The organism is Patescibacteria group bacterium (genome assembly GCA_018897295.1).
Lineage (GTDB): Bacteria > Patescibacteriota > Minisyncoccia > RBG-13-40-8-A > RBG-13-40-8-A > JAHILA01.
Genome location: JAHILA010000014.1, coordinates 1 through 16,668, shown reverse-complemented (window position 1 = coordinate 16,668; position 16,668 = coordinate 1). Strand labels below are relative to the sequence as shown.

Annotated in this window: 19 protein-coding genes; all 19 read right to left on the bottom strand. The window is 36.8% G+C overall.

Going from position 1 to position 16,668, the window contains the following annotated elements; all coding sequences use genetic code 11:
• Positions 1-315 precede the first annotated feature (315 nt).
• Positions 316-726, bottom strand: a complete 411-nt coding sequence (locus KKI21_02010) for a hypothetical protein (protein ID MBU4284979.1) — start codon at positions 724-726, stop codon at positions 316-318.
• Between the two features lie 77 nt (positions 727-803).
• On the bottom strand, positions 804-3,425 hold the full coding sequence (gene clpB / locus KKI21_02005) for an ATP-dependent chaperone ClpB (GenBank protein MBU4284978.1): 2,622 nt from the start codon (positions 3,423-3,425) through the stop codon (positions 804-806).
• 119 nt (positions 3,426-3,544) lie between these two features.
• Positions 3,545-4,228, bottom strand: a complete 684-nt coding sequence (locus KKI21_02000) for a hypothetical protein (GenBank protein MBU4284977.1) — start codon at positions 4,226-4,228, stop codon at positions 3,545-3,547.
• Between the two features lie 210 nt (positions 4,229-4,438).
• Positions 4,439-4,999, bottom strand: coding sequence for a CRISPR-associated endonuclease Cas2 (gene cas2, locus KKI21_01995; protein ID MBU4284976.1), 561 nt, complete (start codon positions 4,997-4,999; stop codon positions 4,439-4,441).
• 129 nt (positions 5,000-5,128) lie between these two features.
• Positions 5,129-6,016, bottom strand: a complete 888-nt coding sequence (locus tag KKI21_01990) for a trypsin-like peptidase domain-containing protein (protein ID MBU4284975.1) — start codon at positions 6,014-6,016, stop codon at positions 5,129-5,131.
• A 5-nt stretch (positions 6,017-6,021) separates the two neighbouring features.
• Positions 6,022-6,369 carry a hypothetical protein gene (locus KKI21_01985; protein MBU4284974.1) on the bottom strand — a complete coding sequence of 116 codons (348 nt, stop codon included), beginning with the start codon at positions 6,367-6,369 and terminating at the stop codon, positions 6,022-6,024.
• Positions 6,366-6,863 (bottom strand): prepilin-type N-terminal cleavage/methylation domain-containing protein, encoded by a 498-nt coding sequence (locus tag KKI21_01980; GenBank protein MBU4284973.1) that lies wholly within the window; start codon positions 6,861-6,863, stop codon positions 6,366-6,368. Before KKI21_01980 ends, KKI21_01985 begins: the two co-directional genes overlap by 4 nt.
• Position 6,864: 1 nt before the next feature.
• Complete coding sequence (locus KKI21_01975; GenBank protein ID MBU4284972.1) at positions 6,865-7,374, bottom strand: type II secretion system GspH family protein; 510 nt, start codon at positions 7,372-7,374, stop codon at positions 6,865-6,867.
• Entirely contained in the window at positions 7,371-7,928 is a 558-nt protein-coding gene (locus tag KKI21_01970) for a type II secretion system GspH family protein (GenBank protein ID MBU4284971.1), read from the bottom strand. Before KKI21_01970 ends, KKI21_01975 begins: the two co-directional genes overlap by 4 nt.
• 3 nt (positions 7,929-7,931) lie before the next feature.
• Positions 7,932-8,696 carry a prepilin peptidase gene (locus tag KKI21_01965; GenBank protein ID MBU4284970.1) on the bottom strand — a complete coding sequence of 255 codons (765 nt, stop codon included), beginning with the start codon at positions 8,694-8,696 and terminating at the stop codon, positions 7,932-7,934.
• A gap of 79 nt (positions 8,697-8,775) precedes the next feature.
• The gene (locus tag KKI21_01960; GenBank protein MBU4284969.1) at positions 8,776-9,231 is read right to left on the bottom strand and encodes a prepilin-type N-terminal cleavage/methylation domain-containing protein; all 456 of its coding nucleotides are present in this window, start codon (positions 9,229-9,231) and stop codon (positions 8,776-8,778) included.
• A 58-nt stretch (positions 9,232-9,289) separates the two neighbouring features.
• Complete coding sequence (locus KKI21_01955) at positions 9,290-10,498, bottom strand: type II secretion system F family protein (protein MBU4284968.1); 1,209 nt, start codon at positions 10,496-10,498, stop codon at positions 9,290-9,292.
• 6 nt (positions 10,499-10,504) lie between these two features.
• Positions 10,505-11,575, bottom strand: coding sequence for a type IV pilus twitching motility protein PilT (locus KKI21_01950; protein MBU4284967.1), 1,071 nt, complete (start codon positions 11,573-11,575; stop codon positions 10,505-10,507).
• Between the two features lie 5 nt (positions 11,576-11,580).
• A complete protein-coding gene (locus KKI21_01945) occupies positions 11,581-13,323 on the bottom strand; it encodes a GspE/PulE family protein (protein MBU4284966.1) in 1,743 nt (580 codons plus the stop codon).
• A gap of 9 nt (positions 13,324-13,332) precedes the next feature.
• Positions 13,333-13,647: a hypothetical protein gene (locus KKI21_01940; GenBank protein ID MBU4284965.1), complete on the bottom strand. Its 315-nt coding sequence runs from the start codon at positions 13,645-13,647 to the stop codon at positions 13,333-13,335.
• Between the two features lie 5 nt (positions 13,648-13,652).
• Positions 13,653-14,177 (bottom strand): type 4a pilus biogenesis protein PilO, encoded by a 525-nt coding sequence (locus KKI21_01935; GenBank protein MBU4284964.1) that lies wholly within the window; start codon positions 14,175-14,177, stop codon positions 13,653-13,655.
• Complete coding sequence (locus tag KKI21_01930) at positions 14,174-14,743, bottom strand: hypothetical protein (GenBank protein MBU4284963.1); 570 nt, start codon at positions 14,741-14,743, stop codon at positions 14,174-14,176. Before KKI21_01930 ends, KKI21_01935 begins: the two co-directional genes overlap by 4 nt.
• Before the next feature lie 3 nt (positions 14,744-14,746).
• Positions 14,747-15,781, bottom strand: a complete 1,035-nt coding sequence (gene pilM / locus KKI21_01925) for a type IV pilus assembly protein PilM (GenBank protein ID MBU4284962.1) — start codon at positions 15,779-15,781, stop codon at positions 14,747-14,749.
• 17 nt (positions 15,782-15,798) lie between these two features.
• Positions 15,799-16,668: PKD domain-containing protein (locus KKI21_01920; GenBank protein ID MBU4284961.1), on the bottom strand; the 870-nt coding region annotated here is incomplete at its 5' end.

Genomic DNA, 16,668 nt, shown 5'->3' with positions numbered 1-16,668 from the left:
TATCAAATAAAAAAATTAGGGGCAACATCCTTTCGGTTGTTGCCCCATTTCTTTCTTTTTTTTAACGCCTTCGACAAAGTAGACGGATATTAAGAGTTCTCCTCTTTACCCTTCTGCCTCGACAAATAATTGGTGGCGATAGACTTATACTTACTTTTCCGCAAAAATCGTCCTCGTCAATACCTTTTTCTAGAGCGAATACCCTAACTCGCTCTTCCTCTGCATCGTTTCCTGGCACTAATTGAATTATTCCCCTCTCTCTCAAAACAGCTTTTATCATTCTCTCCTCCTTTTTTAAATTAAATGGTCAAATGTTCAGTGAAAAAAGGTAATCAGAACAATAGGAATAACTATAGCCACTGCTTCTACCCTTAAAGAAAACTTGTCCTTTTCGTCACCAATAATAACAATAAGAACAACAAAAGTAGCAACAACGGCAACAGCAGCAACAGCAAAAGTAGTGAAAGCATCAGCGGCAACAGCAAGAATGGCAACGGCAACAACAGTAGCGAAAAGAGTAGCAACAGCGGCAACAATAAAAACAGCAACAGTAATGGCAAGAGCAGCAAAAACAGCAAGAGCAGCAGCAGTAAAAGCAGCGACAACAGCAACTTCATATCTTTCCCAACCAATCTTCTCCCAACCGTCAAGAAAGGTAAAGATAAGCAGAAAAATTCCAAGAACCAGAATAACTGAAATCACTTCACTGACAATTAATTTTTTCATTCTTTTCTCCTTTATTTAATAAAATGAACAGAATTTTTAGTATAGCAGTATTTTAAAAATTTGTAAATAGTGGGCAACTAAGCGTTTATGGTTATTTTCTCCCCCTTCGTATCTACTTTAATCTTATCTCCGTTTTTGATTTTTCCTTCAACAATCATTTTGGCTAATGGATCTAAGACCAGTTGCTGAATTTTTCTTTTTAACGGCCTGACTCCGTAATCAGGGTCAAAACCCTTTTCAGCCAATAAATTCTTGGCAGTAATCGAAACATTAATTTTGATTTTCTTGTGCTTCAACCGTTCTTCAACTAAATTTAACTGCAAATCAACAATTTTCCTTACCTCTTCAATGCCCAAGCCATTGAAGATAATAATCTCGTCCAAACGATTCAAAAACTCCGGCCTGAACTGGTTTTTCAATGATTCCATAATTCTGGATTTTGTTTCATCGTGCTTTTTCTGTTTCGCTTCTCCAGAATGAGAAAAACCGAATTCTGCCATTTGCTGAAGCATTTCACTGCCTACATTGGAAGTTAAAATTATAATTGTATTCTTAAAATTAACCAACCGGCCCTTGGCATCAGTAAGCCGTCCCCTGTCTAAAATCTGTAATAAAATATTAAAAACTTCAGGATGGGCTTTTTCAATCTCATCAAAAAGAATCACGCTGTATGGCCTACGCCTGACAATTTCGGTCAGCTGCCCGCCTTCTTCATAGCCAACATAGCCTGGTGGGGAGCCAATAATCTTGGAAGCAGTATGGCGCTCCATATACTCGGACATATCTAAACGCACAATTGCATCTTCAGTATTAAACATAAATTCAGCCAATGCCAAAGCTAACTCGGTCTTACCCACTCCTGTGGGACCGAGAAACATAAATGAACCAATTGGCCTGTTCTCTTCAGAAATCCCTGCCCTGCTTCTCCTGGTGGCATTAGAAACAATAGAAATTGCTTCATCCTGTCCAAGTACTCGCCTTCCCAATTCATCCTCCATATGCGATAATTTGGAAGTTTCCTCTTCCAGCATTTTATAAACCGGAATTCCTGTCCAGCGAGAAACTACCTTTGCCACATCTTCAACATTTACTTCTTCTTTTAAAATCTGTCTATTTTTCTGGATTCCAGAAAGTTTTTTCTGTTCTTCTTTGATTTCTTTTTCTAATTGGGGAATTTTACCATATCTGATTTCAGCTACTTTTTGTAAGTCGCTTTTTCTTTCAGTAATATCCGCTTCCTGTTTTAAAGATTCCATTTGTTTTTGATTCTGCCTGATTTTGGAAATAATATCTTTTTCTGTTTTCCACTGAATTTCCATTTCCCTGCTTTGTTCTTTCAATTCGGCGATTTCTCGCTTAATTGCTTTTAATCCCTCTTTAGAATCAGCGTCTTTTTCCATTTTTAGCGCCCTGGCTTCAATTTCCAGTTTCATCTGCTTTCTTTTCATCTGGTCCAATTCAATAGGCATGCTGTCGATTTCCATTCTCAAAGCAGAAGCTGCTTCATCCATTAAATCCACTGCCTTATCCGGCAGAAACCGATCAGAAATATATCGTGAAGACAAGTTTACGGCAGCCATAATTGCCGGGTCAGTAATCCTCACTCCATGATAGACCTCGTATTTTTCCTTGATTCCGCGTAGCATAGCAACAGCATCTTCAACTGACGGTTCTTTGACATAAATCGGCTGGAATCTTCTTTCCAACGCAGGATCTTTTTCAATATACTTCTGATATTCTTTTAAAGTAGTGGCGCCGATAGCATGAAGCTCTCCTCTGGCCAAGGCTGGCTTGAGCATATTAGAAGCATCAATCGCTCCTTCGGCTGCCCCAGCGCCAACCAAAGTATGAAGCTCATCAATAAATAAAATAAATTTGCCTTTTGCGCGGTCAATCTCCCTTAAAGCAGCTTTTAATCTGCTTTCAAATTCTCCTCTGAATTTCGTGCCTGCAACCATGCTACCCAAATCTAGAGCAATAATTTCTTTTTCCTTTAATGTTTCTGGCACGTCAGAACTGACAATTCTCTGCGCAAGGCCTTCAACAATAGCTGTTTTACCTGTGCCTGCTTCGCCGATTAAAACCGGATTATTTTTTGTTCTTCTGCTTAAAACCTGCATTACTCTCCTAATTTCATTGTCCCGACCAATAACCGGGTCTAGTTTTTCCTGACGTGATAATTCAGTTAAATTGCGGGTATATTTTTCCAAAACCTGATATTTGGTTTCTGGCTCCATATCAGTCACTTGTTCTCCTCCACGAAGTTCAGCCAGAACTTTCAAAACTTTATCATAATTTAAGCCGTTGCTTTCCAGAACATCTTTAACTTTGGAGGGAATTAAAAGCATACCCAAAAGAAAATGTTCCGTGGAAACAAACTCATCTTTTAATTTTTCCGCTTCTTTAAATGATTGTTCTAAAATCTTTCCCAGTTCCTGGGTTAGATATGCCTGAAACATTCCAGGAGTTGCAATGGCAATATGGGGAAGTTTTGTTAATCCAATATCAATATCTTTTTCCAATTTCTCAATATTGTTCCCTAATTTTTGGAACACAGCTAAAACCAAAGATCCCTCCTGTATGAGTAGGGCTCTTAATAAATGAAGCGCATCAACCTGCTGCTGTCCTTTTTCCGAAGCAATGCCATGAGCATCCTGCAATGCCTCCTGCGCTTTAGTTGTGAATTTATCCAACCGCATATATTTAATTAGCAGTCTCTATACGAGAGTGCTAATTTAATTATAGCAAGTAGAATTTTCTTGTCAAGAATATTAAATAAAAAAAATGGGGCCCACCAAGGGCCCCTGTCGTTCAAAAACTAAATTAGGTAGAAACAACAAATCAAGCATTTGTTGGACCAATCATAATTGAGGTAATCAAGACCAATACCCCAGTTCCCGATCAAATCCAGATCAAGAAATGGCATTCTGTAATGACCGTCAGTATCTATCCAGAGAGCTTCCTTCTCATTAAAAGAGTAATATGAGAGTCCCCTGGACAACAGATTCCTCTTCTGCTCGAATATAAGAGAGATACCCTGGGCTCCGACCAGAGCCGCGTTTTGACTTTTGTAAAACGCCAGACGTTCCTTGACGGTCGTGGCTCCTATAAGCTTAAAGACCTTGACGTGAAACTTTTGGCCAGGCACGAGTTTTGTCGTAACCTTGGCGAAATTCTTGTCGGTAATGTCATCGTCGTAGAAACGGAACTTGTCGTGGTTCTTTTTCTCAAACGAGGCCAGTTGGGTATCGTGAACATAGTTGTCCGGCACCGTGATAATGCCGAGATCAATGAACAGGCCGAACTTCTCCGGAGACACAGATTTTGGCGGAATCAGAGTTTGAGCCAACACATTTTTCAAAGCTGCCTGATTTTTAACCCAGCCCCCTGCTGTAATCTGGTCGATGTTTTGGAGACCATCTCCTGGCCGCGGCAATTGCCGCAATACGCTGGACCGAAACTCCACATACCATCCTGGAATGGAAAAGGTTGTTCTACTCATTATAGTTGTTCCTCCTTTTTTTTATAAAGTGCATATTCCTTGCGGAATTGCGTACCCTTTTAGGGTATATTGGTATTATGCGCCCAAATAAAAATCTTGTCAAGAAAAATTGACCGAAAAACAACAATAAAAAACAATATTCATTATATACAAATTTTCGCGATCGTAAGAATCTGTATATATAATTCACACATTAAATTAATATCCAAACTACTTTAACCCAATTTTATTAACTAAAAGCAATTCTACCCAAATTCCTAAATTATATCTTTTAATCAAATCCTTAGTTTCTTTTAATGTGTCATATGGGCAAACCCAAATACTTTTTTGAAGCATTTTATACCCTAGATACTTTAATTCATTTCTAAACAAATCCCTACCTCTTCTCTTATCCTCAGGGATATCAAATAAAACCATCTGCCACTTATTATCTTTTCTGATTTTTTTATCCATTAATTTAAAATTAATCCTTAAAATCTTATCTAGTCCTTGTTGAGTAATCGCAATTGCTGAATTATCTTTAATTTTTAATTTTTTTAGATACCCTTGCTTTTTAAGTCGATAAACTAAAAGGGCAAATTTTTTCCTACTTTGTTTTCTTAGATATTTATTCTTATTTTCACTCGTCCATTCATCTCTAAATATATTAAAACTAGAAAAAGGCAACCCATGTTTTTTAGGAAGCGCTTTAAGTATTAATCTTCCTGTCTTATGGCTGAAATTATATAAATCCCAAAGTAATTTTTCAGTAAACGGTAATTTATATTTCATAAATACATCATAACATATTATTTTAAAAAAATATACACTTTTTCTCGATCGTGAAGAAATGTATACAAATACAGGATATATAAATGTAATAAACCGCAATAAACATAAACAATAAACATAAACACTGATTTATTCTGTTTTGTTTTCACTATTGATTTTTCCTGTGGCTTCTACGTCTGAGATATCTTTCTTGATTTTGTTTACTGGAATTGCAAAAGCGATATTTTCCGCATCAGTCGCCATAGCAGTATTCATTCCGATTACTTCGCCAAAAAGATTGAGCAATGGCCCGCCGGAATTTCCCAGATTAATTGCTGCATCTGTCTGAATAACTTCTTCCAATTTTTCTTCAAACCCGCCTCCGCCAGCAGTAATGGTTCTCATTAAACCAGAAATAATTCCTACACTGACTGTATTTCTGAATTCACCCAAAGCATTGCCAATGGCAATCACGCTTTGCCCTATCTCAATACTGTCAGAATCACCAAGATTAACTGTTGATAAGCCATTGGCCTCAATTTTTATAATTGCTATATCCTGATTTGGGTCGCGGGCCAAAACTTTGGCCGAATACTTGTTGCCGTCATTGACCAAAACTGTATACTGGGCTTTTTCGTCCAATACCACATGCTTATTAGTCACAATCATACCGTCAGAAGAAACAATAAATCCACTGCCCCCACCGACCTCTTTTAATTCTTTGCCTTTTTCAACTATCCTCGGAATCATAATGTTAAAAGGACTGTTTTCTCCAAAAGGATTGTAATATTCCTGTACTAAAATCGGCACATATTTACTGATAATCACACTCACTACCGCTGGTGAAACTTCTTTAACCACTTCAGGAATTGTTTTTAAAACTCTTTCGGGAATTTCCTGTTTGTTGCCAAAAACAAAATCTTTGCCTAAAAATCCGCCAATAAAACCGCCAATAAAACCAATAATCAGAGAAACTAAAATTGCAGCCACAATCGGTTTTTTAATGATTTTTAAAATACTCTTAATTGGTTTGATCATGTTTATCAATATGTTAATTCGATAGCTCTTATTATATCCTGATATATGCCAGAAGATTTGATTGTTCTCTTTGGGCTAACACCAGAAATAGTTATTTTATAACAAATTTTAGAATTAACATCTATGCAGGCGCTTGAACAATTAGGTTTGCTTAATCTGTCGGCAAACATTTGGCATTCAATTCCGGCATCAGCAGCATAATAAGCAATTAATGATTTAGGCGCATCGCGGGAAATCTTTATTTCTCCTAAACTTAATTCCGAAATGCCGAAAGCAATACTTAAAACCGCTGATATAATCAACAGCGCAAGAAGAAGTGATGCCCCTTTTTTATTATTTTTTAATTTTTTCATAAATCAAGATTTCTCTGGCAAAGAGTAGTTTGGATATTAATCTCGGCCCTTTCCTCGACTTTAGTGCCTGTTGTCTTAATCTTCAACGCAATTGTCAGTTTTGGCTGTAAGCCGTCTTCAGAACCAACTCCTTCTGTGTAAAAAGTTCCGGAAATATAAACTTCATCAGAACTTACCTGAATACTATTTCTGTAAATTTTATTACTACTGATACTATAAGTAACACTATCGCCGTCAGAGCGCGTAAGCGTCAAATTGGGTGAAGTTCCATTACTACTAGTAATTACACTCATCCTTACTTCTTTAGCCATAAATTCCATTAAAAATCTAGCATTTTCTTGGGCGTCTTGCATAGCAAATGCTTTTCTCTGCGCTTTTATAGCTGCAGAAAACAAACCCAAAACTACCATAATCACTATTATGAATATGGACATCGAAACAAGAAGCTCTATTAATGTAAAACCCTGCCTGCCGGCAGGCATGGCCTTTTTCATATCACTCTTCTTTTAACCAATTATAAAATCTGGTTTCGGCGCTGATTAAATTATCTCTTCCCGCCTCTCGCCAACTGATTTCAGCGACTACTTTAAATTGGTCAACGTCTATATCCTGAATTATTATTTTTCTGTAATAAATAGTATTATTCCCATTGGAATACTGATAACGTCCATCTGTGGTATTTATTTTTAAAGGCACCGAACTAAATGAAAGCAAACTCTCTTGATCAAATTGAACCCGATAATTTCCTGCTGACAATCCGTCTCTCCAGTCATTAGCTTTTCTTTTATAAATAAGCCAATTATTGTCTCTGATATTTCTAACAACTTCCAAGCCCTCTTGGGCAAGGCCTGTTGCGATAATTTTTGACTTATTTTCTCTGATGCTCGAAATACTGCTAGTGATTAATGCTAACGAGGAAATCAATGCAGTAATAATTATTGCCACAGCAACAATCACTTCCATTAATGTAAAACCTCGTTTATTGGCAAATATGATTTTTCTCATTGTATTGTTATTTGGCCACTTTTCTTTATTATTATGATCTTACAGTTAGAAGAAGGGCAAGTTGTTCCGCTTCGCTTAATAGTCAGAGATGCTTCAGTAGTCAGCGGTTTCGCATTAATCATAACGAATCCGTCCGGAACCGAGAAAACAACATCTAAGTCCACAGATAACGAAAGTTCTATGCCGGACTCAAGATAGATTGTTTCTATATGTTCATTGGTCTCCACTGCGCTGGCATATTTACCATTGTTATTTTTATCGGCAAAAATGACATAAGAGGTTAAAGTGGTTTTCCCAAAATGAACTCCATAATTCCGAGGGATGCAAGGAGAGTCCTGATCACACAAATTCTTGCCTGCCAAAGACATACTTTGAACTTTTCTGAAGTTTTGAACAACTGTCTGGGCTGAACGCTGAAGCTGATAACGCTTTTCATTCTTACGCCAATTAACCACAAGCACAGTGGAAAGCGTGGAAATAATAAACATTATTACCAATACCTCAATAAGCGTAAATCCTGCCTGCCGGTAGGCATAGCCTTTAAATCTTTTCATAAATTAAAATAGATTCAAATACCAATTTAATAAAATATCTCCCCAAAAAATAACGACAAAAGTAGCGAGAACCAAAAATGGACCAAAAGGAATCTCTGATTGAAGCGTCTTCTTTTTAAGCGCCAATAATGCCACAGAAACAATGGCCCCAATGAAAAATGCCAGAGATAAAGCAATAAACACCCATGGCATCCCGAAAATCAATCCCATTAAAACCCCGATTTTAACATCGCCTACCCCCATCCATTTACCCTTAGAAATCAGAACAATTGCCAGAAAAAATCCCCCAGCTATTAGTCCGGCTAACAAATAATTGAAAATTGGAAATTGGAAATTGGAAATTGGAAATTGGAGCTGGTATAAAAAGGCGACAATGATAGCTGGATAGATGATTATATCAGCAACCAGATAATGCTTAAAGTCGTAAACAAAAATAATTATTAAAAAACATGAAATAAGAAGCAAGAACAAAGTATTAAGTAACGAATATTGAGTAATAAGTATTGAGAAAAAAATTATTCCTGTAAAAAATTCCACTAATGGATATTGCCAGGAAATTTTTTTGTGGCAATTCTGGCATTTTCCCAACTGAATAATAAAACTTATGATTGGAATCAATTCGTACCAGACCAATTTTTTATTGCAGAAAGGACAATGGGAGCGATTTTTTAAAATTGATTCTCCTGTATTCAATCTGCAAATAATAACATTCAAAAAACTGCCAATAATTGCCCCAAAAACAAAAATCAAAATATAAAATAATACCATTTTACAAAATTAGCTTAGCAAACTTCTCTGGTCCGATGTAACATCGAACCAGAATGTGTTTGTTAAGCTAAAACATAAATTATGGCTGGATGCAATAATAATATGGCGGTATCGAATCATTGCAAGTACAGGATATGGCCGTACCGTCAACATCGGCTTTTAAGGCGACATTATTATTTTCCAGTGTTGCTTTTAATGCGTAATTTGTGCCAATGCTGCCGAACATATAAACATTGTTGCCGGAATTCAGCGGATCAATTGGAAGTGCAGTCATATAACCGCCCGTCCGAATGGCTGTTGCCAGGGTCCCGGTCCAATTGGCTGCTGTACAGCCGGTTACAGAAGGATAAGAAGCATTATCATCGTAATACATTTCCAAAGCCAATGCCACTTGTCTTATGTCGCCAAGCCTACGAGTATCTCTGGCCTTCTGCCTAGCAGAATTCAATGATACCAAAACAATGGTTGATAAAATACCGATAATAGCAATAACAACCAAAAGTTCGATTAGGGTAAAACCTTTAGATTTTCTCATAGAAGTAATTTGTTACTTTATCGTTTTTAATCGACCTTTTCTTCTTAATTATATTATATCACATTCCCGATGTCATGTTATAAATGGGCATCAAAATTGAGGTAATTAAAAATCCTACGCCGCCGCCTAAAATTAAAATCATTATCGGTTCAATAAGCTGAGTCATGTTGTTAACCATCCTATCAACATCCTGCTGGTAAAAATTGGCAACCTTATCCAAAATAATATCCAATTGAGCTGTCTTTTCTCCCACTGAAACCATTTGCGTAACCATCGGAGGAATTTCTTTTGGATAATTTGATAAAGCAATACTTATCGTTTCTCCGATTCTCACTTTTTCTCTGGCTTCTTTAATTATGTTTTCGTAAATTTTGTTTCCGATAACCGCTCCGGTAATCTCTAATGCTTTTAATATGGAAATTCCTCCCTTTAAAAGAGTTCTTAAATTTTCTGAAAATCTTGCCAAATATATTTTCTTAAAAAGTTCGCCAAAAATCGGGATTTTTAATTTTGCAGTATCAAGAATAAAACGACCATTTGGCGTCCTTACAAACCTCCCTATTGCTACAACCAAACCAATGATAATCAAAACAACAAGCCAAAGCCAAGAACGTAGTATGTTGCTCACGAAAATTAAAACCCTAGTCGGCATAGGCAGCTCTTGCCCCAATTCCTGAATCATTGATGTCAGCTGAGGGACAACGAAAATCATCATTAAAGTCCCAACCACCAAAAACATAGCAAATATCGCTATGGGATAAGTAAATGCTCCTTTTACTTTACTGGTTAAATTGTATTCCCTTTCAGCATGGTCAGCCAGATATTTTAAAACATCGGACAGATTTCCTGTTGCTTCGCCAGCTTTCACTACATTCACATAAAAAGAGAAAAAAACTTTCGGATGTTTTCCCAATGCCTGGGACAGCGATTCTCCCCCCTTAACATCACCTTCCACCTGCAATATCACCTCTTTAAAAAGCGGATTGATAATTTGTTTAGCCAGAATCCCCAGAGAATCTAGTGGTGAAACATTTGCTTCAAAAAGAATTGACAACTGGCGGTAGAAAAGTGTCAGTTCTTTTACTTTTACTTTTTGGAAAATTTTTAATGTACGGGCATAAAAAGGAATGGCAGAGGTTTTCTCCAAAAAAATTACAACCAAATCAAGCCGCTGAAGAATTTCAATGGCTGACTCCCTGCTTCCCGCTTCAATTATTCCAGTTTGGGTTTTCTCTTCCTTGGTTCTGGCTTGATAATTAAATTTCATAATAAATTATGCTCCTAGCAACATCTTTAAATCTGACCGGTTCAGAGAATATGTTTCTGCGTCTTCCATGGAAATCATTCCTTTGTGAACTAAATCTGCCAAAGATCTGTTTAAAGAAATCATTTTTTCCTCGACGCTGGTTTCTATTACTAAATCTATCTGGAAAACTTTATCTTCACGAATTAAATTGCGAATTGCAGGATTGGCTATCATTACCTCTACTGCCGGTATTCTTCCTCCGCCGGGCTTCGGTATCAAACGCTGGGAAGCAACGCCTATAAGCACAGAAGCCAGCTGGGTTCTTACTTGCTTCTCGGCCCTAGGCGGGAAACTGTCAATTATCCTGTCAATGGTTTGGGAAACGCTGTTAGTATGTAAAGTTGCCAAAACCAAATGCCCAGTTTCAGCCGCAGTTAATGCTGTTGAAATTGTTTCCAGGTCCCGCATTTCTCCTATCATTATCACATCAGGATCCTGCCTTAAGGCAGCGCGCAAAGCTCTTTTAAAGTTTAATGTATCATTGCCTACCTCTCTTTGGTCAATGATGCTTTTATCTTGCTCAAGCATATATTCAATCGGATCTTCAATGGTAATAATATGTTTTGTCTGGGTATGGTTTATTAAATCAATCAAAGCAGCCAGAGTTGTGGTTTTGCCATGCCCCGAAGGACCGGTCACCAAAAATAATCCCTGTGATAATTTAACAAATGTTTCTAAAATCGGAGGAAGATTTAATTGTTTTATTGTCCTTATTTCTGGCGGGAAAAATCGCAAGGCAGCTGAAAGATACCCTCTTTGAAAATATGCATTTATTCTGAAACGGGCCTTATCTTCATAATTATAGGAAAAATCAACTTCTTTTTTCTCTAGCAGGGTTTGCTTATGTTGTTCAGAAAGTAAAGTATAAATTAGCCCCTCTGTATTTTCACCAGTCAAAACAGGATATTTATCTAAAGCTACTAGCCGGCCGTCAATTCTCAAAGTCGGATACCTACCTACAGAAATATGAATATCCGAGGCACTATGTTTTCCTGCTGCCTGCAACAATTCGTCGAGTTGTGGTTTGTAATCTTTCATAAATTTTAATCCTCAACCTCTCTTCTCACTTCTTCTAAACCAACTAATCCTCTGAGTGCTTTTATGACTCCATCCTGAAGCATAGTAGTCATGCCTTGTCTTTTTGCCTCTTCTCTAATCTTGGTTTCAGACGGGTCTTTTAAAATAATTTCTTCCAGCTGGCTAGTCATTTCTATTATCTCAAAAACTCCAACTCGACCCTTCGTCCCCCTGGGACATTCTTTGGAAAGCTGAGGTTCGTAAAGAGTATAGGGTTTTTTAATGTTAAATCGTTTTAAAGTTTCTACATTGACGCCTGAGAGTTCTTCATCTATCAATCCCATAATATCTGCTGACGGCTTAACTTCTTTCCTGCTTTCTGGGCATAATCTTTGAACCAATCTTTGAGCTATGGCTACAATCAGGGTCGGCGGAATCAGGTAGCGGTCAACTCCCATATCAATCAAGCGCGGAATCACACCCATAGCATCATTGGTATGCAAAGTCGCCAGAACCAAATGTCCTGTCAGGGCTGCATGGACTGCCAGAGCTGCTGTTTCACCATCGCGAATTTCTCCGACCATGATTTTATCGGGGTCCTGGCGCAAAATAGAACGGAGGCCATTGGCAAAAGTATAACCGATTTCCGGCCTAACCTGGGACTGGCTTATACCGTCAATATAATATTCAATAGGATCTTCTAAACTAATAATATTCACTCCTTCCTGATTTAAAAGATGCAAAATACTGTAAAGAGTGGTTGTTTTTCCGGAGCCAGTCGGACCAGTTACGAGAATTAATCCATTCGGTTTCTTAATTGACCTATTAATAATTTCCAAATTTCTGTCCTCAAGGCCTAAATCCGCCAAGCTTTTCAATCCCACTGTAGGATCAAGGATTCTCATCACCACTTTTTCCCCAGCATAAGTAGGCAGAGTAGAAATACGGAAATCAATTTTCTTCCCCATAGTTTCGGTAAAAAATCTTCCATCCTGCGGTTTTCTGGTTTCGTCTATTTTTAGATTGGAAAGAATTTTTATCCTTGAAATAATAGCTAGATGAATGCGCAAAGGCAAAATCAGGTTAATCTTTAAGACTCCATCTACCCTAAAACGGACTCTGGTTGATTTTTCTTCTGGCTCAATATGGATATCTGACGCCCTTTGTTCAATTGCATGCTTAATAATCAGCGCCACGACTCTGGTAATTGGCGCATCTTCAGCGATTTTTTCTATTTCTTCTTTTCCGGTTTTTTCAGGAACATTTTTTTTCTCTTCTTCTATTTCCTTTTTAAGCTCATCTAATGCTTCCTTAACTTCGCCCTTCAAACTTGAATATTCTTTAAGGATATTCTTAAAATCGGTGAGAGTAATAATAAAAATTTTGGGCGTTAAATTATTGCGGTGGGCAACGAACTTTAATGCCTCTTTAGCGTCAATATTATCCGGATTAAGCATACCTGCTTCTAATATTTTTTTCTTTGTATCAACACTAATGGGAACAAAGCGGTAATGCTGGACAGTTTCTAATGGAACGATTTTAAAAATTTCTGGCTCAACTTTATAATCAGTCAAATCCTTAAAAGGAACTTTTAAAAATTGACTTTTAAGTTCGTAAAATTTTGTTTCGTTAATCAGTTCTCTTCCTAAAATAATTTCTTCCAGATTCTTATTCGTTTCCACAGCTTCTTTCTCCAAGCTATTTAAAACAGCTGGATCAATCAATTTTTTGTCAATCAAAAAATCTGAAAAAGTTTTTTGTTTGGACATATTTATAAATTATTGAGCGAATGGATTGGGCCTACCAGTAACTCCCTTTTTTACCGGCATCTCGCCATTAGTTTTTAAAACAGACAATATTTTATTAATCAAAAAATCAGTATTCAAATCAACATTCTTTAATTTCTCCTCTAAAACTGTGGCAGCTGGATTAAGCTGATCGGCTCCCGGCTGGAGAGTATTATCTATTGAAACCTCTGTCCCTTTGTTAATAAATCCAAAATACAAAACCAAAAAAGCCACCACCACTATTACCAAAACAATAATCATCAATGTTTTTTGCCTTTTCTTTTGTTCTAATGACTTAATTTCCATAATTTTTATTGATAATAAACCTTAAAAACTACATTAAAATTAAAAAGGGATGCTGTTTCTGATTGAACAATAAAATTTATTGATTCAACATCCATTAAGCGAATGTTTTCTTCAACTGCACTGAGAAATCTTTCAAATGCCGCGTAATCTCCAACCAGATTTATATTAACAGTCAAAGATTTATAATCCTGATTTGTTTCGGCGTTTTTGTCTTCGACCTTAAATCCGATTTCCCCTAAAATTAATCCTCCCTTTACAGCAATCACTTCCAGTTGAACAATCAGATTAGGAACTTCCTGCTCTCCTGGCATAATATATTCCAATTTATTCAGATTTTCCTTGTTGTTCTCATAGGTATCCCTTAATTTTTCCACAATGCTAATAAGGTATTGTTTTCCTTCTAATACTTTTCGCTGTTCTTTAATTTGATTTTTTAAATCGAAAATACCTTGAACTTTTGGAATGTCCAGTAAAACAACAATTCCTATAAAACCCAGTATTAAAACAATAATAATTATATTCTTAGTCATTTATTTTCTTTTGTCTCGCTTAATAAAATCTCTTTCGAGAAAGTAATTGATAAATTAAATTTGACTCCTCCGATTTCGCTTAAAGCGATATCAGAAACCGCAACTTTTTCAACCAAAGGATCTTCTTTAAAACTCACCATTTGCTGAGCCAGAGCAGTATAACTTCTGGCGCTTCCGGCCAGAAGAATATTTACTTTTTCGTTTTCAAAACTGAATTTCGATTCTGAAAAATAGACATTTATATCAATTAATTCCTCTATTTTTGAAAATAATTTAGACCAATAAAGATGCTCCTTGAATAAATTCTCCACAATATCCAGCTTTTTATCAGCCCCCACAATCAATTCTTCTTTTACAGAATCTCTTTTTGATTCTAAATTAGTTATCTCCTGTATTATGCCTTTTAATTCGTCTTTAACACTTTTTTGATAAAAGAAAAGTCCGCCATAAGTAAGCAGACTTAAAATTAATAAACCAAGGATTATTCCTCCTGTTTTTGAGAGTATTCCGGCTAAAGATATTCCTCTCTTCTTATATTCTTTTGGAATTAAATTAATATCAATCATAATTTATTCTTCCCTCATGGCTGAGCCGATTGCCACTGAGAATTCGGGACCTATCTCTTTAATGGCTTTCTCAAGTTTTGCAGGATAAATCACTCTTGACCATGGATCGGCAATAAAGGTTTTAATTTCTAATTTTTTCTCCACATATTCCCTAAGTCCTTCCATTTGCGCCGAGCCTCCGTTTAGGATTAATTTTTCTATTTTCTTTCCGGTTTTTGCCTGAAAGTTGCTAATTATCTGTTTGCTTCCATTAATTATTTCATCTACCAATGTAATCAGCGCTTCTCTAGTTTCATCTTTTTCTTCCGGATTGCCGTGGTCAATGCCGTGTGTAAGTTTAAATCCTTCGGCCCTTTTGAATGCTACTCCCAAGCTTGAAGCAAGGGTCCTAGTCATTTCCGCTCCAGCAATATCCAGTCCATGGCTCATTTGAACTATTCCGTTGTCAATAATAGTGGAAGAAGTAGCTCTGGCGCCGATATCTAAAACGCAAATCGGTTTGGTTTCTTTGTAAGCCAGAGAGCGGATAAAACTGAAACTTTCCAATTCCAGAGCATTTATTTTTAAATTCAAGGCATCGGCAATCCTGGTATATTTGTTCGCCACATCTTTCGGCACCGCAATCAAAAGAACTCTTTTACCTTTAAATGTCCCTGAATCTATAATTTTCCAATCAAGCACAACTTCGGTCAAAGGAATAGGAATGTATTTTCGCGCTTCAAATTCAATGCTTTTTTCAAGTTCTTCCGGCGCCATTTCCGGCATTTCAATTATACTGGTGAAGCTGGAAAAAATCGGAATCGCCATCACTACTTGTTTTGTGTTTACGTTTGATTTTTCCAAAGCAATTTTCAGCATTTCACGGGTAATCGTTTCCTGAGAATCGCCAGGTTTCTCCGTATAATCAATACTGGAAATTTCCCCGTAGGTTTCCAATTTAAATTTATCCTCACTCTTCCTTAATTGTACCACTTTTATAGAAGAGGTGCCAATATCAATACCCAAAATCGATTTTGGTTTGTTTCCAAATAATCCCATAATTTAATTATAGCATATTACCACGGCAAAATCTCTTTCCACTTTGGCAAAGGGTAATTAACTCTAACTGATTTGGTTATGGAGCAGGTATATCCGTCTGAATCAGTAACCCGTAGAATAACATCGTACTTCCCTATAGATGAAAATGATGTTGAAGGATTTTCCAACACTGATGTTGATGGATCTCCTGATGTAATTGTCCATAAATAAGTATCGCCTTTGATAATTGAACAATCGCTGCCATTAACCGGGTTTTCATCCCAGCATCTGGAAGTATCAGTAAAACTTACTGCTTCCCCGGTATTAGGATAGTTTGGAATCCAAGTAAAATCGCAGGACGGATAATGATGAACAGGAGTGGTTAATGAAAATGGTATACCATTAGTCCAATTAGATGGCAAACTATGTTCATCATATACTCTCACTCTCCAATAATATGTAGTATTAAATCCAAGCTGATTCAAGCTCGGCTGAGTGGCAACAATAATTGACTGGCTGTCTATTGATGGACTTGGGTCTGATAAGCCAGTGATATCCATATTTACCTGTGGAGAGGAGAAATCCGAATTATTGTCTATCTGTAATATGTATCTGGATTGCTTGTCTTTATCCGGATCCGAGTATGTCCAGTTGAATGTATAAAATGGCACTGGTTTATTGCAGACATCCGATGCTGTGTAAGAGAGATTAGTAGCTGTTGGTTTGTCATTAATGTCAACTAATATTACTCCTCCCTCTGCAAAAGCAGACCAATTGCCTGCAAGGTCTTTTACTCTGTATCTGAATTGATATTGATATTTATCTTTGCCTGTATAGGTAAAATTATTGATTGTTGTTGAATAATCCTGATAAACAGACCAGGCAGGAGAAGAAGCCAATTTAGACCT

Bases quoted from the DNA above. Each gene is read 5' to 3' on its own strand.
- KKI21_01955 (MBU4284968.1), bottom strand. From the start codon at position 10,498: ATGAAATTTAATTATCAAGCCAGAACCAAGGAAGAGAAAACCCAAACT.
- cas2 (MBU4284976.1), bottom strand. From the start codon at position 4,999: ATGAAATATAAATTACCGTTTACTGAAAAATTACTTTGGGATTTATAT.
- KKI21_01990 (MBU4284975.1), bottom strand. From the start codon at position 6,016: ATGATCAAACCAATTAAGAGTATTTTAAAAATCATTAAAAAACCGATT.
- KKI21_02010 (MBU4284979.1), bottom strand. From the start codon at position 726: ATGAAAAAATTAATTGTCAGTGAAGTGATTTCAGTTATTCTGGTTCTT.
- KKI21_01965 (MBU4284970.1), bottom strand. From the start codon at position 8,696: ATGGTATTATTTTATATTTTGATTTTTGTTTTTGGGGCAATTATTGGC.
- KKI21_01985 (MBU4284974.1), bottom strand. From the start codon at position 6,369: ATGAAAAAATTAAAAAATAATAAAAAAGGGGCATCACTTCTTCTTGCG.
- KKI21_01930 (MBU4284963.1), bottom strand. From the start codon at position 14,743: ATGATTGATATTAATTTAATTCCAAAAGAATATAAGAAGAGAGGAATA.
- pilM (MBU4284962.1), bottom strand. From the start codon at position 15,781: ATGGGATTATTTGGAAACAAACCAAAATCGATTTTGGGTATTGATATT.
- KKI21_01960 (MBU4284969.1), bottom strand. From the start codon at position 9,231: ATGAGAAAATCTAAAGGTTTTACCCTAATCGAACTTTTGGTTGTTATT.
- KKI21_01950 (MBU4284967.1), bottom strand. From the start codon at position 11,575: ATGAAAGATTACAAACCACAACTCGACGAATTGTTGCAGGCAGCAGGA.
- KKI21_02000 (MBU4284977.1), bottom strand. From the start codon at position 4,228: ATGAGTAGAACAACCTTTTCCATTCCAGGATGGTATGTGGAGTTTCGG.
- KKI21_01935 (MBU4284964.1), bottom strand. From the start codon at position 14,177: ATGACTAAGAATATAATTATTATTGTTTTAATACTGGGTTTTATAGGA.
- KKI21_01940 (MBU4284965.1), bottom strand. From the start codon at position 13,647: ATGGAAATTAAGTCATTAGAACAAAAGAAAAGGCAAAAAACATTGATG.
- KKI21_01945 (MBU4284966.1), bottom strand. From the start codon at position 13,323: ATGTCCAAACAAAAAACTTTTTCAGATTTTTTGATTGACAAAAAATTG.
- KKI21_01975 (MBU4284972.1), bottom strand. From the start codon at position 7,374: ATGAGAAAAATCATATTTGCCAATAAACGAGGTTTTACATTAATGGAA.
- KKI21_01970 (MBU4284971.1), bottom strand. From the start codon at position 7,928: ATGAAAAGATTTAAAGGCTATGCCTACCGGCAGGCAGGATTTACGCTT.
- clpB (MBU4284978.1), bottom strand. From the start codon at position 3,425: ATGCGGTTGGATAAATTCACAACTAAAGCGCAGGAGGCATTGCAGGAT.
- KKI21_01980 (MBU4284973.1), bottom strand. From the start codon at position 6,863: ATGAAAAAGGCCATGCCTGCCGGCAGGCAGGGTTTTACATTAATAGAG.